Here is a 26,030-nt window from a genome sequence, read left to right on the forward strand (position 1 = left end):
ACCCGCCTCTATCAGCTCCGCTGCCTCCGGGAACCAGATCCCGGTATGCGGGGCGAGGAAGACTTGCTCGAGGAAGCGCTCGGCAATGCCCTGGCTGCGATAGAAGGTGATTTCCTTTTCCTGCTGGCCCTTGATGTCGTAAAGCGGCACGGGGTAGTCGAGATCGATCTTGTATTGATGGAAGCCCAGCCGTCCATCGGGGCCAAGATAGCGGTTGGCGCCACCGATAAAGGCGGTTGTGCAGGCGGAACTGCAATCGGCAAACACATAGGTGTCCAAGCCCCGGTCGCGGATCAGGAAGCCGACACCGCGCCCTTCATAGACATGCCCGCCATCACTGCTAAGGACGATGCTGGTCACACCCGGATTTTCGTCAAGCAGGGCGGCCAGCCGCTGCGCCATACCAAGGGCAAAGATGCCGGTGACGTGAATGCGGGTGTTGTCGGGGCTAAGCGTCAGCGCATACTGGCTGGCGCGGGCATCTTCAAGCTCGGTCAGGTTGACCGGTATAAACCGCTCCGGGGCGAGGGCCCGGAAAGAGGCCGCGATGCTAAGTACGGTAAAGGCCAGACACAGCCCGATCACCCCATAGGTCACAACGGTCCAGATGTTGGCAAGAATGCTCACCTGATGGCGGGTGGCGCGCAGCACACCAGCCACCTGCCAGACAAAAACAATGCCATGAAAAACAAGGATAAACGCGATCGTCGCGATCAGCGCCGGGATGCGATCAGGGATATAGGGCGGGAGCGTATAGCGATCGGCAAACAGGATCAGAGCCCGGATCAGGATCAGGTTGACGCACAGCGCGAACAATAGCGCGTGTTTTCCCTGCCAATGGTCCCGGAGATATACCAATTGGTTTTTCCCTAAACGGTTGATGTCCTAGCTTAAGGGTGAAAATTTGTTGGTTGCTCTATAAACCAGCACATACCTGAGTGTGATAAGCTGTGTAAGCGCGGCACGTAACATCACCGTATCAGTAATTCAGCTTTGGGTCCTACATTTGCGAGCTCGATTTTACCGTTAGGTAAGCTCCAGTACATTAATCGCAAGGCTTCGTGCCCTTTGGTCAAATGGTATCTCCAAGCCTTTGCCCCATCTGACTGACGAGTAAGTTGCGCCGCCGTGGAAGCGCTTGCTTTTCTGAAAGCATTACAGTTCTCAAGAGCGATGCCTGCCACCAACCGAGCCGTAGAATTTAATGTTGTGTGAGAAAATCGGGCGCTTCTAGCGGCTTGGTTATCTAATAAAGAGTTTAAAAAATAGTCTCCTATTTTAAACGAAGAAACTTTAAGGTCTGGGTTCTGTTCTCCAGTTGCCTTCAGGATTTCATAAGCTTTAACATAAATTGCTAGTTCTAAGTCTTCAGGGGTTTCTGAGGTTTTCCAAACCTCCCAAGCGTTTATATAGTCTTCAATTCGGCATTCTAAATTTACATTTTTGATTGTGCCAGCAAATGAGAAAGGTGTGTTAATATCTGTCTCTAGGCATTCAATTGGTTCGATATCGTGTATTTGCCCATGAGCATTCACTTGGTAATTACTTGATGGCAAGCATGACAGAACCTCATGTTTTGTTCTCAACAACGAACATGCATGTAACGCTGATACCGTAACACAACGTTCTTCTGCCTCTTGTGCCGCGGGTGCTAAGTCTTGGAGAGGGCTTCCATCAATATTAATATTGCTGCATAATAGATCAGTGATTCCGATAGCATCGTAATCAATAGATCTTTCAATTATGGAAGTTAATCTTGATGAAAGATCATTCGCATTGACAATGTCGTTCTCATCGATGGACGCAAGAAGGTTCTCTAGTCGGTGAGCAAACGGAAAATTATCTGTTGAAGACAGGTAGTCGATGGTTTCTGGATTGATTAAGGTGCGTAAGTGATTTCCAAAATTAGAAAATCTCGACAATTGTAAATATAAAGACAGAAATTTCCTTTTAATGATAGGGTTGTCGCTTTCAAATGCTTCCGTAAAAAATGAGGGTCCAATAGAAATATTTATCGTCATTTTTTGCGGTTCTTAAGTTTTTTGATTGTTGCGGCTTTTATTATTTGTTCGGTTTCTTTGTCTGATTGGTCAAAGAAATCTTTTGGCCATTCAGAGACATTTCCAAAGGCATTTAGAGATATTGGTTTGTAAGACGATACACCGTTGTTGCGTTCGACAAAGTAGATTTTGCTAATGTCGGTTAGTGTCTCATCGGAGAATTCTGCCGTACGTCTTCTTAGCCGCTTAATTAGATACTCGCTATGTGACTCAATGATGCACTGTTTTCCTTGCAGGGAGATCGCAATGAAAAAGTCAGATAGCCTAGCTTGCACCAATGGATGAAGGTGCAGCTCAGGTTGTTCAAAAATTAGAATGGAGCCATCTTCCGATAAGAGTGACATTATAATAATCGGAAGGACTTGGCTTACTCCAACGCCAACATTTGTTAGGTCGTGGGTCTTATTGACCCCTTTTGTCTTGACCTGCATTTCATGCCCGAATTTTCCCTTGTCCGATGTGGAGACATCTTCTGCAACTCCTAGATAAGAAAGCCATCGTTGGGCTGCGTCGTGTAAGGTATCCGAATCTGTAAATTCGGGGATTTTGCCGTTTTCAATTGCTTCGGGGCGGATGTATTCAACCAATCTATCTCGATTCAGCTCTAGAACAGCAGCTGTGTGTTCTCCACGGTATCCAATATCAAGTGGGTTTACGAGAGCTTCAAGGGGATACAGGGGTTTGGGGTCATCTCTTAAGGGGCCAAGATACTTAATTGATCTGGCAAAGAAGCGGTTTGAGTAGGCGGCCGCTTCTCTCAAAACACTAGGCCGTTTGCTAATGTGCTCTAGCCTGTTGATGTTGTCCTCAGTTAGCATGTTTAATAGTGCTGGCGCTAAGTCTTGAAGTGCGCTTCGGAGCTTTCTATATGGGACGTTATTGTTGTTTAGTACGCTGCCAAATTGTGGCGCTGGCTGGAACCTTGCAAATCCTCTCGGAGCGTCCGGTAGGAATTGATCAAGTATGAGTTTTACCACCTCTCTGCTGGTAAATTTTCGTTGATCATCTATTTGCACGCGAAGCGGTGCATTTGGGCTGTTGAATAAATCGTCGAATGAAATTTGTTGAGACAAGTAATTTAATATGTCGGCAACAATTTTTCCGGGTATTTGTGCTTGTTGTGCTCTTGATCTTGACCTATGTGACGTTGATAGTGTGCAGATGTCATCCACAATAATATTAGCTTCGGTGATTGATGCGTTAAACTCTACGGTGAATTTACTTGGCATGAAGTGAACTGTATCGGCGCTTACAATTTTGGGAGATGCAAGGCCTTCAATAATATCTTGCTCCAGCTCGTTGCTTAGGTTTCCAACTGAATATTGGTGTCGTGAAGTAGCCGGGATGTCTGCAAAATTTATGTTGTCTTCGTCTGATCCATAGCTTTTCCCGCTGGCAGAGTGGATGGTTACACTCGTGTTTGCAGCCTGATGTTCTTTGAATACTTCCTCAAAGAAACCATCCTCGACTTCAATGATATCTGCGTATTGCTCTGCTTGAGGTTGGAGAGATACGCTGGAAAAGTTTAGCTTTGGTTGCAGTTGGGATAGCTCGGATAGCGGATCGTCCACAGAGAAGCCGGCTTCAAATGTAAGTTTGTCAAATGATTCTAGTTCTATTCCTGTGTTTCGCAAATTGTATGCGAGACTGTAGCTGGACTTAGTTTTAGGTTTTGGAGAGAGATCTAAACAATAACCAAATGTTATTTGGTTGTTGTTTAGGGTAGTGTGTAAAACGTCGTCAAACCGGCCCAGTTTCAGGATCGGTCCATTAAGTGTGAGTGGCCTATTCGTCGGTGCATACTGAACCGTTTGTTTTAATAGTAAAATACTCTGGAGAATGGTGCTCTTCCCACTACTATTTGCTCCCACAAATACCGTAAGAGGGGAGAGATCAATGTTTATCCTATCTCCGATTGACTTGAAGCCCTCGACCGACCAGCGTTTCAACAACTTACTTATATCCTATTCTGAAGCTACATCTTAAAGTTTAGTGGGTGTAGACTTCTAAAACAATTGAATTTTACTGAGATAAGGCGTCAACTGCCAAAAAAACACCCCCGGCCTAACGACCGGGGGTGTTCTCATTTTGAAGCCCTAAAGCTCCAAATCACATCAATCCATCAACCCTCACGCCAGATCAAAGCGATCGGCGTTCATGACTTTGGTCCAAGCGGCGACGAAGTCCTTGACGAACTTCTCGTGGTTGTCGTCCTGGGCGTAGACTTCGGCATAGGCGCGCAGGATCGAGTTGGAACCGAAGACCAGATCCACGCGGGTGGCGGTGAATTTGGTTTCGCCGGACTTGCGATCAACGATGTTATAGAGGTTGTCGCCCGCCGGTTTCCAGCTATAGGCCATGTCGGTCAGGTTGACGAAGAAGTCGTTCGAGAGAACGCCAACGCGGTCGGTGAAGACACCGTGTTTGGTGCCGCCATGGTTGGTGCCGAGCGCGCGCATGCCACCGATCAGGCAGGTCATTTCATGGGCGGTCAGGCCCATCAGCTGTGCCCGGTCGAGCAGCATTTCTTCCGGTGAGACGACATAGTCCTTTTTCGACCAGTTGCGGAAGCCGTCAGCAAGCGGTTCAAGCACGTCGAAGCTGTCGGCATCGGTCATCTCGTCGGTCGCGTCACCGCGGCCCGGTGCGAACGGGACGGTGATGTTGATGCCGGCATCCTTGGCGGCCTTTTCAACCGCAGCCGAACCTGCCAGAACGATGAGATCGGCAATCGAGACTTTCTTGGCAAGGCCTGCCTGGAAGTCCTCAAGGGTTTTGAGAGCCTTGGCAAGACGTGCGGGTTCGTTGCCTTCCCAATCCTTCTGCGGGGCAAGACGGATGCGTGCGCCATTTGCACCCCCACGGCGGTCAGAGCCACGGAAGGTACGGGCACTATCCCAAGCGGTGTTGATCAGATCGGTCGAGGACAGGCCAAGACCGAGCAGCTTGGATTTGAGATCGGCGATCTCGGAATCGCTCAGCGTGTAATCAACAGCCGGGATCGGGTCCTGCCAGATCAGGTCTTCTGCCGGCACATCCGGGCCGAGATAGCAGGCCTTCGGGCCCATATCACGGTGGGTCAGTTTGAACCAGGCACGCGCAAAGCAATCGGAGAAGTATTCAAAGTCGTTATTGAATTTCTCGATGATGGCGCGATAGGTCGGGTCCATCTTCATGGCCATGTCGGCATCGGTCATGATCGGCATGCGACGGATCGACGGGTCTTCAACGTCAACCGGCATGTGTTCTTCCTTGATGTTGACCGGTTCCCACTGGGTCGCGCCGGCAGGGCTTTTCTTGAGCTCCCACTCATAACCCAGCAGAAGTTCGCAATAGCCGTTATCCCACTTGGTCGGGTGGGCGGTCCAGGCACCTTCGATGCCAGACGTCACGGTATCGCGGCCAATGCCACGCTTGGTGTGGTTCATCCAGCCAAGGCCCTGCTCATAAACGTCGGCAGCTTCGGGTTCGGCTTCAAGAAGGGAGGCATCGCCATTGCCGTGGGTTTTACCAACGGTGTGGCCACCAACGGTCAGGGCTGCGGTTTCTTCGTCATTCATCGCCATACGGGCGAAGGTTTCACGGACCTGGGCTGCGGTCTTGAGCGGGTCGGAAACGCCGTTGACACCTTCCGGGTTCACATAGATCAGGCCCATCTGGACAGCGGCCAGCGGGTTTTCCATGGTTTCGGGCTTGGAGACATCGTCATAACGGTTGTCAGAAGGTGCCAGCCATTCTTTTTCAGCACCCCAATAGGTGTCCTTTTCCGGGTGCCAGATATCTTCGCGGCCACCACCGAAACCAAAGACCTTAAGACCCATGGATTCATAAGCCATGGTGCCGGCCAGAATGATCAGGTCAGCCCAGGAAAGCTTGTTGCCGTATTTCTTTTTGATCGGCCAGAGAAGACGACGGGCCTTATCAAGGTTGGCGTTATCGGGCCAGGAGTTCAGCGGGGCGAAACGCAGGTTGCCCTTGCCGCCACCACCACGGCCATCGGCCAGACGGTAGGAGCCGGCAGAGTGCCAAGCCATACGGATCATCAGGCCACCATAATGGCCCCAGTCGGCCGGCCACCATTCCTGGCTGTCGGTCATGAGGTTTTTGATGTCGGTCTTGACGGCTTCGAGGTCGAGCTTTTTGAATTCTTCAGCATAGTTGAAGTCTGCACCATAGGGGTTCACCTTGGTGTCATGCTGATGAAGGATGTCGAGATTAAGCGTTTTCGGCCACCAATCGCTTACTGATTTGCCGGTCTCGGTCATGCCGCCATGCATTACCGGACATTTCCCTGCGGTATGTTTTCCGTCCATTTTTTCTCTCTCCGTCGTGGCTGAGATGTTTTAAACAGCTCCTGGACCCGTATCGCGTTGATCGCGCGGTAGATGGGGCGCTTTGCTTGGTTGCGCCCGTTTCATTGTTTCTCCCTGAATTGATTTAACCAAAACCAGCGAGATGAAACCAGTGATTATGCGTTAAGGTTTCATGTTGTAGGTAATGCTCAACTCAAAGATGGCAATGCGACACAGGTCATTCAATCCGATGCGACGGGTTTCCCTCATCGCTGTATGAAGGCTAACAACAGCGGGCATAATAGGGGAAATAGTTATTTCATGTGTTTTCGATAGTTTTTATCGATTAATATGTGAGTGGGGCCATGCGCCTTGGTTTGCGGGCGCTGTTGGTTGGGGCCGTGACATTTGGTATCAGTCGGTTAGACTGTGTTCGAGTTCACATTGATTACGCCGGGTGTTCCTGATCCCGGATGTTGCGCGCCCACCACACTGCCTTGATGCAGCCCCACAGAAAGCGGAAATCCCGACATGTCTCATTCTTCAAAAGGTGCCATTTACATGGCAGCAGCGGCCAATCTGTTGATTGCTGTGGCGAAGTTTGGCGGGGCGGCGATTACCGGCTCTGCCGCGATGATGTCAGAAGGTATTCATTCGCTGGTCGATACCGGCAATCAGGGGCTTTTGCTTTTGGGGATCAGGCTTTCGACCCGGGAGCCGGATGAACGCCATCCGCTCGGCTATGGCAAGGAGACCTATTTCTGGTCGTTTCTGGTGGCGGTGATGATTTTCGGGCTCGGCGCCGGCGTTTCGATCTGGGAAGGGGTGGACAAGATTCTGCATCCGCATGCGCTTGATGTGCATGTAGTGGCCACCCTTGGCGGGTTTGATGTCCGGACCTATCACGTTGTGTTTTCGATCCTGGCGATTGCGATTGTGCTCGAGGGCGCGGCGTTTCGCACGGCCTACCTGACGTTTCGCGCCCAGCACCCCGATATGCCGTTGGTCAAGGCGGTGCGCAGCAGCAAGGACCCGACGGTGTTTGTCATCCTGTTTGAGGATTCAGCAGCGTTGCTGGGCCTTGTGGTTGCGTGTGTGGGGATTGCAGCGGCCTATTTGCTTGAGATGCCGGTACTTGACGGGCTGGCATCGGTGATGATCGGGCTTATTCTGGCGGTGACGGCCTTCATGCTTGCGGTTGAGTGCAAGGGGCTTCTGATTGGCGAAAGTGCCAACGCCCAAAGCCGCAAAATGATTGCCGACATGGTTGCGGCCATTCCGGGCATCCTTAAGGTGAATGAGATCATTACCCTGCATCACGGGCCGCAAAGCCTTATGGTCTGTGTCAGTGTCGATTTCGAGGACAGGGTGACCTCCCCGCAGGTGGAAGCGGTTGTCAGCCGCTTGGAAAGCGAAATCCGTGCGGCGATCCCGGAAGTCTCCAAGGTGTTTATCGAAGCGCAAAGCTGGACCGGGCATCAGGATCTGCTTGAGCAAGCCCGCGCGGCCGAGGAAGCGCAAGAAGAAGTACAAGGCGCAGAACATCCCGCCTAAGGTCCCATTGTTGCGAACGTCACCCGCGCGCATTGACCGCGGGTCCGCGCAATAGTATGAGGAATAAAACCAACACCAAAATTCGAGGGCAGGGTGAGCGCGCTAAATCAGGATTACGGAACGTCTCTGTCATGGATTGCGGTTGATTGGGGGACCTCCAATCTGCGGGTCTGGGCGATGGATGATAACGCTAACATCCTTGGTTCTGTCGAAAGCCCGCTTGGCATGAATGCGATTGCAGGCGACCCGAAGCTTTCATTTGAGGTCGTTCTGGTCGGGCTGATTGACGGTTGGCTTACCAAGGATATCGTCGGGCTGCCAGTCGTGATTTGCGGCATGGCCGGGGCGAAGCAAGGCTGGCTTGAAGCGCCCTATTGTGATGTGCCGGCCCGGCCTACGGATTTGGCAAAAGGGGCTGTGAAGCCGGATGTGAGGGACCCTCGCATTTCCGTCTTTATCCTGCCGGGCCTTTGTCAGCGGGGCGACTCTGATGTCATGCGGGGCGAGGAAACCCAGCTGGTGGGCTTCATGGCCGCCCATCCGGAGTTTGCCGGCTGGGTCTGTTTGCCGGGCACCCATTCGAAATGGGCGCGGATTGCCGATGGAAAGATCACGGCCTTTCGGACTTATATGAGTGGCGAGGTTTTTGCGCTGCTGTCACAACACTCCATCCTGCGTCACTCGGTTGATGATGGTTGGGATGATGCGGCGTTCGCGGATGCGGTGCGCGGGGCGTGCGCTCAGCCGACGGCCTTTTTGCATAGCTTGTTTGGTGTGCGGGCCGGGGCACTTGTCGCGCCAGCCGGGGCCTCTGTCGCACCCGGCGCGTCGGTGCTTTCGGGGACTGTCATCGGCACGGAAATCGCCGATGTGCTGGGGCTGTTGCAGCCGGGCGAAAACATTGCCCTGATTGGGGCGGGCAAGCTGGCATCGCTTTATCAGGCGGCCTTGGCTGTGCATGGTCACAAGGCCACGCCGCAGGACGGGGCGACAATCACACTTTCAGGGTTGGCGCGGGCACACGCGACCCTTGTTTCGACATCGAAGGAAAACTGAGCCATGACATCCTATGTTGTAGAACAGATTACGGATCCGGTGACGGGCAAAGGGCGCCGTCGCCTGATCGCGATCCTGCGGGGTGTAAAGCCGCATGAGGCCGCCGATATGGCACGTGCACTGGTCGATGCCGGGATCACCATGATCGAGGTGCCGCTAAACTCGCCAGAGCCGCTTAAAAGCATTGCCGCGATGAAAGACGCGGTCGGTGATGCCGCCATGATCGGGGCGGGCACGGTTCTGACCACCAAGGACGTTGCTGACGTCAAGGCCGCCAAGGGCGAGTTTGTTGTTTCGCCCAATTGCGATATCGATGTGATCGCGAAGACCAAGGAGCTCGGCATGGGCTCCTGGCCCGGGGTTCTGACCCCGACCGAATGCTTTGCCGCGATCAAGGCCGGCGCCGACGGGCTCAAGATTTTCCCGGCCAGCATCATCGGGGCCGCGGGCATCAAGGCCATGCGCGCCGTTTTGCCTCCAAGCACGCCGGTCTACGCCGTCGGCGGTGTCGGCCCGGATGATTTCGCCATCTACGCCAAGGCAGGCTGTGATGGCTTTGGCCTTGGATCTGGCATCTATAAGCCCGGCATGACGGCGGGTGACGTATCAAAGGCCGCGATCGCCTATGTCAGCGCGCATGATGCGGTGTTTGGCTGAAGGGCCCGTTCCGGAATATTCTGTTTTGAAATAATTCGAAATTGTGGAAGTGCGTTTGACCCTTTTGGGCGTGCGGGCTAAATTCCTGCCATTGTCTGAATTCCTGAACATGGGAGGATCCATTGGATCTTGGAATTAAGGGCCGCAAGGCCATTGTGTGTGCGTCGTCCAAGGGGCTTGGCCGTGGCTGTGCGATCAAACTGGCCGAAGCCGGTGTTGACCTTGTGCTGAATGCCCGCTCCGAAGGGCCGCTAGCTGAAACGGCGGAATATATCCGCGATACCTATGGCGTGAATGTCACAACGGTCGCGTGCGATATCACCACCGAAGAAGGCCGTAACAAGGTTCTGGCCGCTGTCGATGCGCCGGACATTCTGGTCAATAATGCCGGTGGTCCGCCCCCGGGTGTTTGGTCCGACTGGGGTCAGAAGGAATGGGAAGCAGCGGTTCAGTCGAACATGCTGACCCCGATCCTGCTAGCAACGGCGGTTCTGCCGGGCATGATTTCGCGCCAGTGGGGTCGGATTGTGAACATCACGTCGGGTTCTGTGAAATCGCCGATCCCGCATCTGGGTCTTTCGAACGGGGCACGTGCCGGTCTGACCGGTTTTGTTGCGGGAACCTCGCGCCAGGTGGCCAAGGATGGCGTGATCATGAACAACCTTCTGCCGGGCCAGCATGATACGGACCGTATCAATGCGCTGATGACCAACAAATCAAAGGCCGAAGGCATCTCGCTTGAGGAAGCACGCACTAAAACCCAGGCAGGTCTTCCGACCGGACGTTTTGGCGATCCGCTTGATTTCGGGGCAACCTGTGCCTTCATGTGCAGCGAGCATGCGAAATTCATGGTCGGGCAGAATGTTCTGCTTGATGGCGGTGCCTTCAACTCCACCCTCTAATTCGTCCCATGCTGGTCTGCAAACGGCTGGCTTCTGCGCTTCCGGTGCTCACGTACATTAAGTACGTTGCGCGCCGGTTCTCAAAGTCAGCCGTTTTCGCCACAGTATGAAACGAATTCGGTCGCGCAATCAAAGACCGGGTAATTCGCAGATGGCGTCATTCACCTTTGTTTATGTGCTGCGCGAGCTGGATTTTGTGCCGGGGCAGGGCAAGGTCAAACTGCCCCGAACCTATGTTGGTTGGTCGACCGATGTTGAGGCGAGGCTTGCCACGCACAATAGTGGCAAGGGTGCCAAGACGACGCGCGGGCGGCAGTGGGAGCTGGTTTATGTCGAACGCTTCCGCACCTTCGGGCAGGCAATGAGCCGGGAATGGCATCTGAAACGCGATCGCAAGCTGCGCAAGATGCTGGCTGGCGGCTAGGCCGGATGGGTTATGCCCAAATCAGCACTTGCATCATCGCGCCAAGTAACAGATATGTGCTTGCAAATCACACCTTCAAACTAAGGGCTCATCGATCATGGCATTCGTTCGCAAAAATCCGCTGAAACTCAACAAGCTGCAGCTGCGCACCCTTGTGCTGGCACAGGTGATTGCCAAGGACCCCAATTCCGGGAAGATCGATGAGGCAACCGGCGAAGCAACGCTTCTGCGCGTTCCGCATGCCCATGGCGACCATGTTCATGTCGGCAAGTTCACCGTGGCGGCTCGTGATGCCAGCGGTTTTGAAAACCCGGCCGTCTGGGTTGCGCTGACTCGCAAAGGTCTGGTCAAGGAAGGCTATCCGGCCGCTATCGTCCTGACCAAGGAAGGCATGGAATATGATACCGGCCTTGGCGATCCTTTCCTTGAGGAAAGCGATCACTAGGATCGATTTCGATCCGGGCATGCCCGCGATCAATCAAGACATGAAAAAGCCCTGCACAAGCAGGGCTTTTGTTTTTGGGATATGGCGAACCCGTCGGATCAGTTGACCCGGATGAACTTGCCGTCCCGAATGGCCACGAAATAGATCGCCCGGTTGCCATCGCCAAAGGCATCAAACACCAGTTCCTGATGCAGCCCCTGTTGCGGGGGCAGGTTTGTCAGGGCGTCGGCCAGGGATTGTTCCGGATGTTTGGCGCGCATGGCGGCAAACAGAACCGTGGCCGCATCATAGGTCAGAACAGCGGTATAGCCCGGCTGATGGGCAAACATCGCACTGTAATCCTTGATGAATTGCTGGAAACGCGGGTTGGTGTCATAGCGATCATAGGCCTGCACAAGTTCCATGCCTTCGACCGCCGTACCGCCCAGTTCGATCAGGGCCTGTGATCCTGCCCATTCGGCTGCTGCCAGCGGGACATCAGGCGACAATTTGCGGATTTCATGCGCCATGGAGGCACCATCTCCGCTGTTGGTGATCAGGACAATTGCGTCAGGATCATCGGCAAGGAGCTGGTCGGCTGCATCGGCATGGGTAACGTTGTTAACATTGATCCAGATTTTGGAAATGACCAACCCGTCCAGCGCATCAAATTCCAGAAGAAACTCGCGATACCAGCTGTCGGTAAAGGCCTGATTCTGACCATCAAGGGCAAGTGCAACGCGGGTAAGTCCAAGATCGATATAGCGCCTTGCATAGGCGCGTGCGTTTTCACGCGTCGTGGTATTCATGCGAAACAGGTTGTCACGAAAGCCGGCAAAGTCAGCCGCCGATATGGTTGGCGAGATGGTGACAACGCCAAGCTCGTTAATCACCGGCAGCATTGCCATACCGATCGAGCTAATGATCGGCCCGACGATGGCATCAACGCCAAGGCGCTTGAGTTCGCGGACATGGTTCTGGGCGGTTTCTGGGGTTTTCAGATCATCACGGGGAATGATTTCGACCATGCGGCCATTGATGCCGCCCTCGGTATTGACCTGCTGGGCGGCGAGTTTCAGGGCCTCAAGTGCATCGGTCCCTGCATCCGATCCGGGGCCGGACAATCCGGCGATAAAGCCTATCTTGATCGGGCCTGTTTCTTCACAGGCAGCCAGCAAAAAGCATCCGACAAAGACAGCACATAAAAACCTGATGGACCGCATGATATTCCTTGCAGCTTTCTCGTGTGGCCAGAAATCATGGCCCATCGACGTTTGTATTATTCTAACCTGTCCGTATGTACAGGATTTTTCGACGATTTCGATATGGCTGTTTTTTGTACGCGTTTCAAGCGGTTGATTTCGTGATCTTTGCACGATTAACCAAAGTCGCGTCTGGCCTGCAGCACCCGGCCTGCGGTGGTCAGCAGGCATAAAGCTCCGAAAATCGCAGCGATATTGTCAAACAAGGCCGGGAAAATGCAAATGAGACATAAGACCAGTATGGTCTCGCTGCCTTCGGTAATGCCGGTCAGGTAATAGAAGCTTTTCTTGCCTTGGGCGTCATTGTCACTGCGGCCCAGTTTGGCGGCAATAATGGCATAGGCCAGAAAACTCGACCCCGTGCCGACAAAACAGAAAATCAGAAATGCCGCCATAAGCGCATGTTCCGGTCGCCCGATAGCAAAGGCCAGAATGATGCCCGAATAAAACAGAAAGTCCGAGACGATATCGTAATAACCGCCCAGATCGCTCTCCTGACTTTTCGCACCCGGATGGCGTGATCGGGGCACGGCATGCCGCGCAACCGCCCCATCAAGCCCATCCATCAACCGTGACGCCAGGATCAGGGCAAGGGCCGCGTAATCTAGTTTGAGCACAAGGCAGGCAGCGGCGAGGAGACCAAGGAAAAAGCCGACACCCGTGATCATGTTGGGCGTAATGCCCGTGCCCGAAAGTGTTCGCGCAATCGCATTTAATGGCACATCAATCAGCGGGCGCAGGCGGGCATCAAACATTGGGCGGATCCATTTAACATGTTGAGATGGCGACTATAAGCCGAACCCCAATCAAATGAAAATCACCACTTTGTTTGTTGCCGACCTGCCCTTGATCAGCCGGTTATGACGAATGATCAGGGGCGCAGGTCTTCAAGGCGTTTGCGCTGCTGGCCTGCATCATCAAAGTTGTCCGGGGCGAGCCAGGCTTCAAACGCAGCACGGATGGCGGGCCATTCTTCAGATGTGATGGAAAACCATGCGGTGTCGCGGTTGCGTCCCTTATAGACCAAATGATTGCGAAACGTACCTTCATAGGTAAAGCCATAGCGGGCCGCAGCTGCGCGCGACGGGGCATTCTGATCGTCGCATTTCCATTCATAACGGCGATAACCCAGCTCATCAAAGGCCCGCTTCATCATCAGATACGTCGCCTCTGTCCCGCCAATGGTCTGCGATAGAGCCGGGGCATAGTTGATATTGCCGACTTCCACCACGCCATTTTTTTGATCAATCCGCATGAAGGCAGCAACGCCAACGGCTGTGTTGGTGGCCTTGTCGATGATAGCGTGAAGCATCGGGTCATCGCTGGCAGTCATGCTTTCAAGCCATGCCTTGTAAGCATCGAAATCCGTGAACGGCCCGGTCGGAAGATAGGTAAAGCGTGACCCGTCGGATGCCTTGCTGTTGGCGTCAAAAAGCTGCTGTGCATCGCGTGCAACATCAAGCGGGCGTACGATGACGTGGGAGCCGGTCATGTCGCTGCGCGGTGGGAAGGCACATCCGGTCCAATTTTCAACCGGGTGGCCGACGGGTTTGCCAAATTGGTCTTTGTGGGGCGTGGTCATGGGCGGGCTTCCTGTTAATACGATGTTTGGTCGACAGGGTGACCGGAATTGGTTCTGTATTCTAGAGCCAGTTTTGCAAATATAACCGGGCCAATTTAGTAATCCGAAGAAAGGTAAGGTTTGCTGTCTTTCGCGGTAAAGACAGGAGCTTTGAGGGCGTTTTGCCGGATCGTCAAGCCACGGGAAAAGAACCAATTCGTCCCGGATCGGACGTTCTGGTGGGGTGGGCTGCTGTTCTTGTTGCGGGCTTGCCGGTTCTATCTTATTGTATAGACAGGGAGAGATGGCCTAAATCAATGGTTTAGATCGTTTGTGATCGCTTGCTAGGAGCATGGCACAGCGTATGGCATTGCATTCAAAGTTTACTGTAATTCGGTCGAAGGATCTGGCCGAATTACAGGACGTTGTTTCCGATTTTTCCTCCCCGGTGCAACTCAGGATCAATCGAAAGGGTGACGAGATTGATGCCGATATGGCGCTTGCCATGATCGGGGATCAGCCATTTTTGCATGGCACCTTTGGGACCGCCCGTGTTGATTGGCAGTCCGCCGGGGAAAGCAATGACACGATGGTGCTGTTTGTCCCGACAGAAGGCTGGGGTGAAATCACCCATCTTGGCCGGACGTGGGAACTGACAACCGGGCAGGGGATGATGCGCGATCTGGGGATCGAGGCAACCGCCTATCAGGAACAGTTTTATTCCTATGTCCTGCCTTTTTCCAAAACGCGGATCCGCGAACATGCCAAAAGCCTTGGCGGCGATCATCTGGGGCTTTTCCCGGTCGAGTTTGATCCGGTCGCGGATTTTACGACCCCGGGCGGTCAGCTGATCGCGCAATATATGGACTTTCTGGCCAATTCGCTTAATCACGGATTGATGGATCAAAACAATACGCTGGTGAACTCGCAAGCCCGTGACCTGTTGCTGACCCAGATCCTGACCCAGTTGAAAAGCAACGTGCAGGACCTTCTGACGGGGCAGGGGGTTTCGCGTGTTGTCCCGCGTTATGTCAAACGTGCGCAGGAATACATCCATGCCAACCCGTCCGAGACCCTTGATATGGTTTCACTGTCGGAAACTGCGGGCTGTAGCTACCGGACCTTGCAGCGTGGGTTCGTTGATGCCTTTGGCCTGACGCCGCGACAATATATCCGCAAGGTTCGCCTGCAGCTTGTCCGTAATGACCTGATGTCGAGTGATGGCACGGTGCCTATTGCGACCATTGCCCGGCGATGGGGGTTTGCGCATATGGGGCGTTTCGCACAGGAATATGCACAAGAATTTGGCGAGCGCCCGACGGAAACTGCACGTCAGGGTTAGGTGGGAATATCCATCTTCGGACACCGCTATCCACTTCACGACAAAAAAGAAACGTCACGTAAATCGGCGATTGTCTGACGGGCGGTCATTACCTAAAGCACGTCATGGCAGGCGCTGAAAAATCTTTTAAATCGGTCTCTTATGAACCGTTCCCGAGCGGCTGCTATTGACGAACTGCAGTGGTAAGGAACGAGCAATGGCTTATCTGGTCTGGCAGTCGAAGCGATACACAGGTCTTTTCCTGGCCGGTATCTTCGCACTGCTATTCTTTTCGCATATCAATACGGCCCAGGCCCAAAACTATCAAACGCAACGCGGTGCAATCACCAGTAACGCGAAATGTGGCGCGGCTGATCTTTTCACCGGAAAGCTTCTGGAGCCTTGCGGGTTTGAAAAGGCAACAAAGATCGGTCAGGCCAAAGGTGAATGTCCGCCCGGCTCATTTTTCGATGTCGGACTTTGGGCCTGCTTCACTTGTCCGTCGGGCTTTAACCGTACGGCCAATGCGGTTGATTCCCATGTCGCTTGCTCCAAGGCAGTAAACCCGCCGCAGTTTCTTTCTGCAAGCCGTGTTTCATCCCACAATACCTGCCCTGCGGGCAGTGTTAACGATCCGCGCAATGGCGGCGAATGCTGGAAATGCCCGTCAGGCTACAGCCGTACCATGTCGTCGGTTGATGCCTGGGATGCGTGTGGCAAAGTATTCGCAACCGCGCGTTCTGCAGAATTTTTGGGGTCGGTTTGCCCAAGCGGCACCTTCGCCGATCCGAATGGCGGTTGCTATAGCTGCCCGGAAAACTCCATCCGTACCTGGGAAGCGGTTACCCATCCGAAAGCATGTGTTCGTAACGAACTTCTGACAGCTGCCAATAAGGAAGCCGCGCTGACCTGTAACCCGGGCGAGCATTTCGACTTCATTGATGGCGGGACTTGCTGGACCTGCCCGGAAGGTTCCGTGCGTACCGCAGGCCATGTCAAAGCAAACGATGCTTGCGAATTCTTGACCATGCGCTGGGAAGGTACACCACGTACGACCAATGGTCTGTTCGCAATCCCCGGCGGCATGGAGATCGCAGCAGATGTTCTGAGCACGCCGAATGCAGTTGAAAGCGTGATCCGTCGCTATATGGAAGCGCAGAAAATCACCGATGAATCCTACTTCACCGAAGCCATGCAGGTCATCCGCGAAACGCCCGAAGACTCGCCAGCCCTTCTTGTCGCGGTCTATGAACGGATTGTAAACATTATCACCAAGGGGCCCAAAACCAACTACGAACGCGATTTCCTTGGATATTTTGCGGTTTATATTCAGCAAACCCGCCAACTGACCGCAACGGAAATGAGCCGTTCGTGGGATAGCTGGAAGCGTGGTGTGGAGCTGCGCGCAGGTGCCAACAACATGCGCACAAACATGGCGCGTCTTTATGACGTAGGCTACAAGCCGCCATCGGTTGAAACACTCGTCAGTTCATCAATGCATTTGGCACCGAGCGCCGTGATCACTCTTGGCTATGCATCCTTGATAGGTGTGGAGTCCGTTTCTTCCGGCTTCAAGAGCGCAGCTGCAGGTCTTGCCAAACAGATATTGCCTTATGCCTTCAAAAAGGTAACCGGGTATGTTGGCATAATGTCCAAAAGCTTTGCGCTTCCCTTCATTGCCGTCACGGTCGCTGCGATTGTGACAAGTATTGCTGCCGAAAACACCGGTGAAATGATCAAGCAGGAAGCTCTTGTTCATGATGCGCAGGAAATCGCCAAACGCCCGGTCAATCTGGCTTTGATGTTGCAACGTCCAACTACCAAGAATGAGCTGGTTACGAACTGGGCGCTGATGACCCAGGAACAGATCAAGCCGAACCAGGTGCAGTGGGCGTCCCTGATGAAGGATGTTGCCAAGGCATCCCCGACTGTGATGGGGACGAAATGGGTCGACTACAACCAGACGGCGCGGGATATCGCAATTTCGTCGGATGGTTCGGTTTTCATTCTTTCTGACTTGTTGCTTAACCGTCATCAGACTGTAGATGGTGGCTTAATCACATTCCGTGATGTTGCAGAGGCAGATGAAGCTTCCCGGGTCATGATGTTCAACGACCAGACCGAAAAGTTCGAGCACATCTCTGGTCTGGCGGCCAAACGTATTGCCGTTGCCGGCAATGTTCTTTGGGGCATCAATGATGAGGGGCAGACCTTCTATGCCTATGGCAACAGTCCGCCCTATCGCATCAACGTCATCCAGAGCACAAATGCAGTCGACATCGCTGCTGCCGATGGCAACATCTGGATGCTTGATGATAAAGGGACGATTTATCGCCTTATCAGCAACCGCTGGATGCGCCAGTCCGGACAGGCGACCAGCCTTGATGTGGCAAGCGACAATCAGGTCTGGGCCGTCAATGCCAACAAGGAAATCTGGATGCTTGATGACAACAGATGGCAACGCATGAGCGGTGCCGCAACGGACGTTGCCGTCTTCCAGTCCGGTTTGAGCTACGTCGTTGGTACGGATGGCAAAGTCTATGCCTATCAGGCTGACACCAAAAACTGGGCGGCGAAGGGCAATAACGGCGATGCTGCCCGGGTTGCTGCGGGTGGAAACCAGCTTTGGCGTATCACGAAAGCAGGTAAAGCGTCGCATTGGCGCTAAACCCTGATCTGAAAAAGGGGGCACGTTTTGGCGTTGCCCCCTTTCTTCCTTGTTTCCTTTCTTTTCCCACGCGGAAAACCACTGTTTTGAAATGACGGGATGCATCGCTTTGTTTTGGCGATGATTGGTCCCCAAAGGCTTTACGGACATGATTTCAATTAAAAACCTTCGTCTCTCTGGTGCTGCCTTGCCGATCATGATGATGCTCACAGGCTGCCAAACGCTTGGGGAAACGGGATTTTCTGCCTCGAACCCGGTATCGGATGCGCAAGGGGAAACATTTGAAGTTTCGGCAATGCGCAACACCAGTGTCATTCATGAACTGGTCAACGCCACCATCGGGAAATTGAAATCAAACGAATTTGATGAAGCGTCGCGGCTTGTGAATGTGGCGCTCAAGATGGATATCACCAATTCGGATCTGCAGTTCCTCAATGGCTTTGTCTATCACGTGATGGGCAAGTCCGGAGATGCATCCAAATTCGAGCTGGCGGAACAGGGCTACAAACAGGCTCTTCAGTTTGATCCGGGTAATCTGGTTGCCCAGTATCAGCTCGGCCATCTTTATATGGATCAGCGCCGCTATGGGCTGGCACAGCTTGAATTCGCCGCTGTTGCCCAGCATTACGGCGATGACGCCCATGTGCTTTATAATCTGGCGGCAGCATCCTATTACGCCCATGATCCGGAAACCGCCGAAGGGGCGCTTAAGCGCCTGATCGACATTGCGCCGGAAAAGGCGACGGACCCCAACGTGGTCAAGGCGATGACGGTCAGTCTGGCGGCGATGAATGATGCGGCAGCGCGTGACTATCTTGATAGTTATCGGGCTTCTGTCGATGACCCCTACAAGGTCAGAATGCTTGAGCGGCGTGTCTCTGGCTGGGACAGTTTTTATGATACTGACGCCCAGGTTCTCCTGGCGCAGTTTCAGAGCTCCGATCCTTATGCGATCCAGTCCCAGTCCTCCCAGCCGTCTTACGGAAGTTCCGGTTCGGCCTATGGTGGGTCGGCTTACGGCGGATCAGCCTATGGTGGGGCGACATCACAGTTGCCGACGGTTGATGTTGGTGCGACTGGCGGATCGTTTAGCGACACATCCATGGTGGTGGTCGATGTAGTCCTGATCGGGACACAGGAAGACGTGCGTAATTCGCGCGGGGTCAATTTGCTGAATGGATTGCAACTGCAATTTGGTGATCCGCTTTCGGGGACGCCGGGCTATTCGATTGGGTCGAACCGGGTCAAGGACTATCTGGATAATGGTTATGAGCAGAGCACCCAAACCATCACGCGCTTGATTTCCATTCCGGCGGTGACCTATTCGCTGAATATCGCGAACTCTGCGGATGCCGACAATCAGGTGCTGGCAAAGCCAAGCCTTGTCGCGCAGACCGGTCAGACATCCGAATTCTTTTCGGGTACGGAAATTCTGGCTGCGGCGGTTTCCGGTGGCAATGGTGACAGTGTCTCGGTGCAAAAGGAAGTCGGCGTCAAACTGGCGATCACGCCCGAAATCTTGCCTGACGATATGCTGCGTTTGCATGTCGTGGCAGAGCGTACCTTTTTGACCGACCCGTCAAACTCGGTTGTCTTTGAATTCCGTCTCGACACCACCAAGACCAACGTCAATTCGACGGTGACCATGCGGTTTGACGAAACGCTTATTCTGGGGGGCCTAAGCGAACGTGAAACATCGAAGTCCGTCGATGGTGTGCCGTTGCTGATGGATATTCCCGGGCTTAACATGCTGTTTTCGCAGCGGACCGAACGTGAGTTCGAGCGATCTGTTCTGATCCTGCTAACACCGCGTCGCCCGCAATTTGCCCGCCAATCCGAAGAAAGCCGGGAAGCTGTGCTTGAGCAGCTTTCTCCGCTTGAACAGGATCTTGAACGCCTTCATCGCCGTCACAAGGACTGGTTTACTCCGCGTCCGGCCTTTAACGAGATCCTCGATAAAATCCAGGGTCAGGAATTCTTCGAAGAGTTCCGTTCTGGCGACGTCGATCTTGTGTCCTGGCACGAAGATGAAACCGTTCAAGACAACATCGCCATGGTTCAGTCCCGCATCTTGATGCAGTGAAACGGTCTTAGCTGGAAGGAACATTGCGTTTGAAAAAGCTGATGCTTGCCCTGATCGGGCTTGCCACGTTCGCGATCAATCTCGGCGTGACAGATACGCTGCCGCTTGCGGCTCAGGAAACATCAACGGCCCCGGCCGCCCCGTGGACGGCCCTTTCGGGATCGGTTGCTGATCTCGCCATGAATGCAGATGGTCAGGCCTATGCGGTCGGTCGTGATGGAACGGTCTGGCGGTGGGATCTTGTTGAAATTCGCTGGCGACCGATGTCGGGAAAAATGCAGCGCATCACTGCGGCCGAAGGCAATCGGCCATGGGCGGTTTCTGGCGGCGGGACTGTGTTTCGCTATAACGGTCTGTGGTGGGAAAACCGCGCAGAAGACGTTGTCGATGTCGCGGCCGATACCCTTGGCAATGTCTATATAGCCAAAAGTGATGGCACGATTTTCAAATGGTACGATCTGCGTAGTGAATGGCGACCGGTTTCGGGCAGGGCGGTGCGCCTTTCCCTTGATTATGACGGGATGCTTTGGGCCATTGCGCCTGATGGCACGGTACAATCCTTTGATGGTGAAAACTGGCAGGCATGGAGTGGCCGCGCGCGCGATATTGCCGCCGGTGGCACCGGGCAGGTCGGGATCGCCACCCCAGAAGGTGACATTCGTCTGCTAAATGACAGCCAGAAAGTCTGGAGCAAACTTGCCGGGATCAATGACGTGGTCAGCCTTGTGATCGCGCCGGACAGTGCCGTCTGGGCCGTTCAGGGTGATGGCGATCTTTATACCAACAAGCCTGTTTCATCGACAGGCGACCAAACCCAAACCCAAAACCAGCAGGCCAGATCGGCGAATGCCCGTTCGATCACGGCCGAGGGGATTGCGGTAGATACCCCATCCGCCCCGGTACAGTCCGCGCAATCAATTGTTGCTCCGACCGTTGCGCCGCAAACCGCGGTGGTTGAAGACAGCAGGCCGAGCGAAGACCGCGGGAGTGTGGTCGATCAGGCATCCATCACGGCCAATGATCCGGTCACGTTCTTTGACACCAACAAATCGGCTGACCGCATTGCGATTGGCAAGGATGGCAGCATCTTTGCCCTTGATGTAGATGGCAATGTGCTGCGTTGGTCCAATAGTCGCCGCGATTTCGAAAGTTTCCCGGGCTCGCTTGTGCGGATTGCAGTGAGTCCCGAAGGTGTGCCGTGGGGGATTTCCAATCTGGGCCGGGTGTTTTTCAATACCGGTGTCGAATGGGAACAGGTGCGTGATGCAACTGCCTCAAACATCGCGATCGGATCAGACGGGACCGTTGTGATTTCTGATGCGTCCGGGACGCTGTTTGAATTTGATGAAAGCAGCAAACGGTTTAACCGGATACAGGGTTCGGGGATTGATGTGGCCGTATCGCCCGATGGTGTTGTTTGGGTGATCAATGCTGACGGGTTTGTTCAGCGTTGCGATGACTTTCCCTGCAAGCTTTTGCCGCAAAAGGCGCGCGATATTTCCATCGGTCCCGATGGCCGGGTCTGGATTGTGTCCGAGCAGGGCCGTTTGATGCGTCTGGCAGAAGACGGGGCAACGTTCGAGGTGGTAACCACTCTGGGGCAGGAACCGCGTGATGTGGCCAGTGGCCCGAATGGTCTGCCGTGGTTTGTTGCGATCAACGGCAGCGTTTATGCGTCATCCTATTTCGAGCGGGATGAAAGTGCAGATCGCATGATCGCTGCGCGCAGCAGCGGCGATACGGTCGGTAGCGGCGCCAGCGAAAGTCCGGTTTCAGACAGCCCGTCTGCGATTACCTTTTCCAAGAATATGCGCTTTGACACGCTTGATAACGGCGATATTGCAACCGGCGAAGCCTGGATCGAGGCAGGCAATGACGAGCTTGTCTATGTCTATAGTCTTCAGGATCGAAAATTCACCACCTATGACGAGCGTCGCCGGACCTTTGTCTCAAAGTCGACCCAACTGGGGGCGAATTCCTATGAGATTGACGGGTTTGTCGTCGACTCAGAAGGGGGCATCTGGGCTGACGTCAATGAGACGGGGCAAACGACCGTGGTCGGGCTGTTTCGCGATTTCGATGGATCTTTGCGCGAATATGATGATCCGTGCAACACGATCGAGGATCTCGGCATTGCACCAGATGACACGCTATATGTCGTGTGCAGCTTTACCAGCGGCAATAACCGGCTTTATCGCAAGCCGTCCAATTCCCTGACCTTCCGCCAAATTCAGACGGATGTGAATATCAGCAAGGTTGCCGTTGGTCGCGCACAGGATATCTGGATCATTGATAGCAACGATAACGTGCGTCAGTGGGATGGCCGGAACTTTGTCCTGCGTCCGCGCAGCGGTCAGGAAGCGCAGGCGATTAGTGTCGGTGCCGATGGTTCGGTCTATATCCGCATCAATAACGATCTGGCGAAATGGAACAGCGCCAATCAGAGTTTTGACACCGTCAACAATATCGACATCAGCCACCTGACCGTCGATCACACCGGTCGACCGTGGATTACCTATGATACGACGCCGGAGGTCAAACGCGCACGCTAATAGGGGCAGCCTCAGCCAAACCGATTGAGTACCCCATTACATGCAATCGGCAAAGCTTCTCGCGTCCATGCCCCTACCCGGGGATTTCGCAGTCTTCGGGTAACAGAAAACCCGGCAGGTGATCCTGCCGGGTTTTCTTGAATGTCAGTTTGATGCCGGGTCAGATTTCCGGGAACCAGGTCCCCAGAACACCGAACTCTTCAAGCTTGGAGACGATGATCTCGGCGGCTTCTTCGGCACTCTGATCGGCGGTGCTGACCACGATCTCGGCATTTTCCGGCCGCTCATAGGGGCTGTCGATCCCGGTGAAGTTGGCGATCTCGCCGGCACGGGCCTTTTTATAAAGCCCCTTCACATCGCGCTGCTCGCAAACCTCAAGCGGGGTGTCGATGAAGACTTCGATGAATTCACCTTCCTCGACAAGGCTGCGCGCCAGTTGACGTTCGCTTTTGAACGGCGAGATGAAGGAGACCAGCGTGATTACGCCGGCATCAACAAACAGCTTGGCCGTTTCACCCACACGGCGGATGTTTTCCACACGGTCGGCATCGGTAAAGCCAAGATCCTTGTTCAGGCCATGACGCACATTGTCGCCATCAAGGGTGTAGGTGTGCTTGCCAAGGGCATGGAGCTTTTTCTCAACCAGGTTGGCAACGGTCGATTTGCCCGCACCCGACAGGCCGGTGAACCACAGAATGGCCGATTTCTGGCCTTTCTGATAGGCACGCGCCCCCTTGTTGATGTCCATTTCCTGCCATTTGATGTTGGTCGCACGGCGCAGGGAATGGTTGACCATGCCCGCCCCAACGGTTGCGTTGGTAAAGCGGTCAATGATGATGAAGCGGCCCGAATGACGGTTTTTGTCATAAGGATCGAATGCAAGCGCCTTGTCAGCCGAAATGTTGGCAATGCCGACTTCATTGAGTTCAAGCGTCTTGCCGGCCACATGTTCAAGCGTGTTGACATTGACCTTGTATTTTAGCGCGCTGATCTGCGCGTTGGCGATCTGTGCGCCCATCTTGATCAGATAGGGGCGACCGGGCAGAAGATGATCTTCATGCATCCAGATGATGCGGGCTTCGAACTGATCGGCGAAGTCCGGCTTTGCTTTTGCTTCGGCCAGAACGTCGCCACGCGAAATGTCGATTTCATCTTCAAGGGTCAGTGTGATCGCCTGACCGGCAATCGCTTCGTCAAGATTACCATCAAAGGTGACGATCTCCTTGACCTTGCTGGTCTGACCCGATGCGGTCACGACGATCTCGTCACCCGGTTTGATGCGGCCAGACGAAATCGTGCCGGAAAAGCCACGGAAATCAAGGTTCGGGCGGTTGACCCACTGCACCGGAAGACGGAACGGCTTTTCAATCGCGTCCTGTTCGACCTGCACATCTTCAAGATGGGCCAGAAGCGTCGGGCCGGAATACCAGGGCGTATTGGCACTCGGCTCAATCATGTTATCGCCACGAAGTGCCGAAAGCGGGATCGCGGTGATCGAGCTATAGTTCAGCTGCTTGGCGAATTCATTGTACTCGGCAACGATCTGATCGAATTTTGACTGGTCATAGTCGATCAGGTCCATCTTGTTGACCGCCAGCACCACATGCTTGATCCCCAGAAGCGACGTGATGAAGCTGTGACGGCGGGTCTGGGTCAAAATGCCCTTACGTGCGTCAATCAGGATGACGGCTACATCGGCGGTCGAGGCGCCGGTTGCCATGTTGCGCGTGTATTGTTCGTGACCTGGCGTGTCGGCGACGATGAATTTGCGCTTGTCGGTCGAGAAGAAGCGATAGGCAACATCAATGGTGATGCCCTGTTCGCGTTCAGCCTGCAGACCATCGAGCAGCAAGGCGAAATCAATCTCGCCGCCCTGGGTGCCGACTTTGCGGCTGTCTGATTCAAGGGCAGCCAGCTGATCTTCAAAGATCAGTTTGGAATCCCAAAGCAGACGGCCGATCAGGGTCGATTTACCATCATCCACGCTGCCACACGTAATGAAACGCAGAAGGCTTTTTTCTTCCTGGGCCTTGAGGTAGCCCAAGATATCATCAGCAATCAGGTCGGATTTATGTGACATCAGAAATAACCTTCCTGCTTCTTCTTCTCCATCGACCCGGCCTGGTCGTGGTCAATCATGCGGCCCTGACGTTCGCTTGAACGGGTCAGAAGCATTTCCTGGATAATGTCGGGAAGGGTGGCCGCCTCGGACTCAACAGCCCCGGTCAGCGGATAGCAGCCAAGGGTTCTGAACCGCACCGATTTCATTTCAGGTGTTTCACCCGGATTAAGCGGCATGCGGTCATCATCGACCATAATCAGCATGCCGTCACGTTCGACCACCGGACGTTTGGCGGAATAATAAAGCGGCACAATCGGGATCTGCTCAAGATAGATGTATTGCCAGATATCAAGCTCGGTCCAGTTGGAGATCGGGAAAGCACGGATGCTTTCACCCTTGTTGATCCGGGCGTTATAGATATCCCACAATTCCGGACGCTGGTTTTTCGGATCCCAGCGATGGGTCTCGGTCCGGAAGGAAAATACACGTTCCTTGGCACGCGCCTTTTCCTCGTCACGACGCGCACCGCCAAAGGCTGCATCGAACTTGTATTTGTTCAGCGCCTGTTTCAGCGATTCCGTCTTCATGACATCGGTATGCAAGCTTGAGCCATGGGTGAACGGACCAATGCCCTGCTCAACGCCGTCCTGATTGATATGAACAATCAGGTCAAAGCCGTATTCAGCGGCCATCCGGTCGCGAAACTCGATCATTTCGCGGAATTTCCAGGTGGTATCGACATGCATCAACGGGAAGGGCGGCGGGGCCGGATAAAAGGCCTTGCGCGCCAGATGCAGCAGAACCGATGAATCCTTGCCGATGGAATAAAGCATCACCGGCCGTTCAAAGGATGCCGCCACCTCGCGGATGATGTGGATACTCTCTGCCTCAAGCTGGCGGAGATGGGTCAGATTAGGCTGCATTCTCTTTCCTGACGGTAAATCAACACAAAATATTGTGTTTATAAAAGTATTTCACTTGGCTTTGATGGGTAATACGGAATGTCCCGCAACGCAAGTGTGATTTCAATTTTTACACAAAATTTTGTAGTCGAATAATTATCAACACTCTTTGCTGTGTTTAATTTGAAATGTGCGACAGGGCAAGCATATTTGCGCCCAAGGACTCTGTCCGCGCAGGGGGTATATGAAA

At 53.8% G+C, this 26,030-nt stretch carries 19 protein-coding genes; 10 read left to right on the top strand and 9 right to left on the bottom strand.

What is annotated here, in order from left to right:
* The 4 genes from CMO10_RS08315 to katG all read right to left on the bottom strand — a co-directional run.
* Nucleotides 1-816, bottom strand: an 816-nt coding sequence (locus CMO10_RS08315) for a COG3904 family protein (protein WP_297020637.1), incomplete at its 3' end; no start/stop codon positions are given.
* 155 nt (nt 817-971) lie between these two features.
* Nucleotides 972-2,021 carry a hypothetical protein gene (locus CMO10_RS08320; protein WP_297020639.1) on the bottom strand — a complete coding sequence of 350 codons (1,050 nt, stop codon included), beginning with the start codon at nt 2,019-2,021 and terminating at the stop codon, nt 972-974.
* Nucleotides 2,018-4,009: an AAA family ATPase gene (locus tag CMO10_RS08325; RefSeq protein WP_297020642.1), complete on the bottom strand. Its 1,992-nt coding sequence runs from the start codon at nt 4,007-4,009 to the stop codon at nt 2,018-2,020. The genes CMO10_RS08320 and CMO10_RS08325 overlap by 4 nt, the downstream gene beginning before the upstream one ends.
* A gap of 180 nt (nt 4,010-4,189) precedes the next feature.
* Nucleotides 4,190-6,373 (bottom strand): catalase/peroxidase HPI, encoded by a 2,184-nt coding sequence (katG, locus tag CMO10_RS08330; protein ID WP_297020643.1) that lies wholly within the window; start codon nt 6,371-6,373, stop codon nt 4,190-4,192.
* Between the two features lie 510 nt (nt 6,374-6,883).
* On the opposite strand from katG, the gene CMO10_RS08335 reads away from it, so the two are divergent.
* The 6 genes from CMO10_RS08335 to CMO10_RS08360 all read left to right on the top strand — a co-directional run bounded on the left by CMO10_RS08335 (nt 6,884) and on the right by CMO10_RS08360 (nt 11,390).
* On the top strand, nt 6,884-7,906 hold the full coding sequence (locus tag CMO10_RS08335; RefSeq protein ID WP_297020645.1) for a cation diffusion facilitator family transporter: 1,023 nt from the start codon (nt 6,884-6,886) through the stop codon (nt 7,904-7,906).
* 93 nt (nt 7,907-7,999) lie between these two features.
* A complete protein-coding gene (locus CMO10_RS08340) occupies nt 8,000-8,962 on the top strand; it encodes a 2-dehydro-3-deoxygalactonokinase (RefSeq protein WP_297020648.1) in 963 nt (320 codons plus the stop codon).
* 3 nt (nt 8,963-8,965) lie between these two features.
* On the top strand, nt 8,966-9,619 hold the full coding sequence (locus CMO10_RS08345) for a 2-dehydro-3-deoxy-6-phosphogalactonate aldolase (RefSeq protein ID WP_297020651.1): 654 nt from the start codon (nt 8,966-8,968) through the stop codon (nt 9,617-9,619).
* Nucleotides 9,620-9,741: 122 nt separating this feature from the next.
* Nucleotides 9,742-10,521: an SDR family oxidoreductase gene (locus tag CMO10_RS08350; RefSeq protein WP_044827349.1), complete on the top strand. Its 780-nt coding sequence runs from the start codon at nt 9,742-9,744 to the stop codon at nt 10,519-10,521.
* Nucleotides 10,522-10,672: 151 nt separating this feature from the next.
* Nucleotides 10,673-10,945 carry a GIY-YIG nuclease family protein gene (locus CMO10_RS08355; protein WP_297020655.1) on the top strand — a complete coding sequence of 91 codons (273 nt, stop codon included), beginning with the start codon at nt 10,673-10,675 and terminating at the stop codon, nt 10,943-10,945.
* A 97-nt stretch (nt 10,946-11,042) separates the two neighbouring features.
* Nucleotides 11,043-11,390 carry a hypothetical protein gene (locus CMO10_RS08360; protein WP_297020656.1) on the top strand — a complete coding sequence of 116 codons (348 nt, stop codon included), beginning with the start codon at nt 11,043-11,045 and terminating at the stop codon, nt 11,388-11,390.
* Between the two features lie 98 nt (nt 11,391-11,488).
* Here CMO10_RS08360 and CMO10_RS08365 read toward each other — a convergent pair whose 3' ends face one another.
* The 3 genes from CMO10_RS08365 to CMO10_RS08375 all read right to left on the bottom strand — a co-directional run bounded on the left by CMO10_RS08365 (nt 11,489) and on the right by CMO10_RS08375 (nt 14,213).
* Nucleotides 11,489-12,592: an ABC transporter substrate-binding protein gene (locus tag CMO10_RS08365; protein ID WP_297020658.1), complete on the bottom strand. Its 1,104-nt coding sequence runs from the start codon at nt 12,590-12,592 to the stop codon at nt 11,489-11,491.
* 155 nt (nt 12,593-12,747) lie between these two features.
* Nucleotides 12,748-13,386, bottom strand: a complete 639-nt coding sequence (locus tag CMO10_RS08370) for a CDP-alcohol phosphatidyltransferase family protein (protein WP_297020661.1) — start codon at nt 13,384-13,386, stop codon at nt 12,748-12,750.
* Between the two features lie 116 nt (nt 13,387-13,502).
* Nucleotides 13,503-14,213: a GNAT family N-acetyltransferase gene (locus CMO10_RS08375; RefSeq protein ID WP_297020663.1), complete on the bottom strand. Its 711-nt coding sequence runs from the start codon at nt 14,211-14,213 to the stop codon at nt 13,503-13,505.
* Nucleotides 14,214-14,556: 343 nt separating this feature from the next.
* Between CMO10_RS08375 and CMO10_RS08380 the strand changes: the two genes are divergently transcribed.
* The 4 genes from CMO10_RS08380 to CMO10_RS08395 all read left to right on the top strand — a co-directional run bounded on the left by CMO10_RS08380 (nt 14,557) and on the right by CMO10_RS08395 (nt 22,816).
* A complete protein-coding gene (locus CMO10_RS08380; RefSeq protein WP_297020665.1) occupies nt 14,557-15,534 on the top strand; it encodes an AraC family transcriptional regulator in 978 nt (325 codons plus the stop codon).
* Between the two features lie 196 nt (nt 15,535-15,730).
* Nucleotides 15,731-18,181 (top strand): tectonin domain-containing protein, encoded by a 2,451-nt coding sequence (locus CMO10_RS08385; protein ID WP_297020667.1) that lies wholly within the window; start codon nt 15,731-15,733, stop codon nt 18,179-18,181.
* 148 nt (nt 18,182-18,329) lie between these two features.
* Nucleotides 18,330-20,264, top strand: a complete 1,935-nt coding sequence (locus CMO10_RS08390; protein ID WP_297020669.1) for a hypothetical protein — start codon at nt 18,330-18,332, stop codon at nt 20,262-20,264.
* Nucleotides 20,265-20,293: 29 nt separating this feature from the next.
* Nucleotides 20,294-22,816, top strand: coding sequence for a tectonin domain-containing protein (locus CMO10_RS08395; RefSeq protein ID WP_297020671.1), 2,523 nt, complete (start codon nt 20,294-20,296; stop codon nt 22,814-22,816).
* Nucleotides 22,817-22,976: 160 nt separating this feature from the next.
* Here CMO10_RS08395 and cysN read toward each other — a convergent pair whose 3' ends face one another.
* Together cysN and cysD are read right to left on the bottom strand one after the other, a co-directional pair.
* Nucleotides 22,977-24,896 (bottom strand): sulfate adenylyltransferase subunit CysN, encoded by a 1,920-nt coding sequence (gene cysN, locus CMO10_RS08400; protein WP_297020674.1) that lies wholly within the window; start codon nt 24,894-24,896, stop codon nt 22,977-22,979.
* Nucleotides 24,896-25,789 (bottom strand): sulfate adenylyltransferase subunit CysD, encoded by an 894-nt coding sequence (gene cysD / locus CMO10_RS08405; RefSeq protein WP_297020708.1) that lies wholly within the window; start codon nt 25,787-25,789, stop codon nt 24,896-24,898. Before cysD ends, cysN begins: the two co-directional genes overlap by 1 nt.
* Between the last annotated feature and the right edge of the window lie 241 nt (nt 25,790-26,030).

This window comes from Thalassospira sp. (genome assembly GCF_002709775.1).
GTDB lineage: Bacteria > Pseudomonadota > Alphaproteobacteria > Rhodospirillales > Thalassospiraceae > Thalassospira.

Excerpts from the sequence above, each read along its gene's own strand:
- cysN (WP_297020674.1), bottom strand. The coding sequence starts at position 24,896 with ATGTCACATAAATCCGACCTGATTGCTGATGATATCTTGGGCTACCTC.
- CMO10_RS08320 (WP_297020639.1), bottom strand. The coding sequence starts at position 2,021 with ATGACGATAAATATTTCTATTGGACCCTCATTTTTTACGGAAGCATTT.
- CMO10_RS08380 (WP_297020665.1), top strand. The coding sequence starts at position 14,557 with ATGGCATTGCATTCAAAGTTTACTGTAATTCGGTCGAAGGATCTGGCC.
- CMO10_RS08355 (WP_297020655.1), top strand. The coding sequence starts at position 10,673 with ATGGCGTCATTCACCTTTGTTTATGTGCTGCGCGAGCTGGATTTTGTG.
- CMO10_RS08345 (WP_297020651.1), top strand. The coding sequence starts at position 8,966 with ATGACATCCTATGTTGTAGAACAGATTACGGATCCGGTGACGGGCAAA.
- CMO10_RS08360 (WP_297020656.1), top strand. The coding sequence starts at position 11,043 with ATGGCATTCGTTCGCAAAAATCCGCTGAAACTCAACAAGCTGCAGCTG.
- CMO10_RS08385 (WP_297020667.1), top strand. The coding sequence starts at position 15,731 with ATGGCTTATCTGGTCTGGCAGTCGAAGCGATACACAGGTCTTTTCCTG.
- CMO10_RS08390 (WP_297020669.1), top strand. The coding sequence starts at position 18,330 with ATGATTTCAATTAAAAACCTTCGTCTCTCTGGTGCTGCCTTGCCGATC.
- CMO10_RS08375 (WP_297020663.1), bottom strand. The coding sequence starts at position 14,213 with ATGACCACGCCCCACAAAGACCAATTTGGCAAACCCGTCGGCCACCCG.
- CMO10_RS08335 (WP_297020645.1), top strand. The coding sequence starts at position 6,884 with ATGTCTCATTCTTCAAAAGGTGCCATTTACATGGCAGCAGCGGCCAAT.
- katG (WP_297020643.1), bottom strand. The coding sequence starts at position 6,373 with ATGGACGGAAAACATACCGCAGGGAAATGTCCGGTAATGCATGGCGGC.
- CMO10_RS08365 (WP_297020658.1), bottom strand. The coding sequence starts at position 12,592 with ATGCGGTCCATCAGGTTTTTATGTGCTGTCTTTGTCGGATGCTTTTTG.
- CMO10_RS08370 (WP_297020661.1), bottom strand. The coding sequence starts at position 13,386 with ATGTTTGATGCCCGCCTGCGCCCGCTGATTGATGTGCCATTAAATGCG.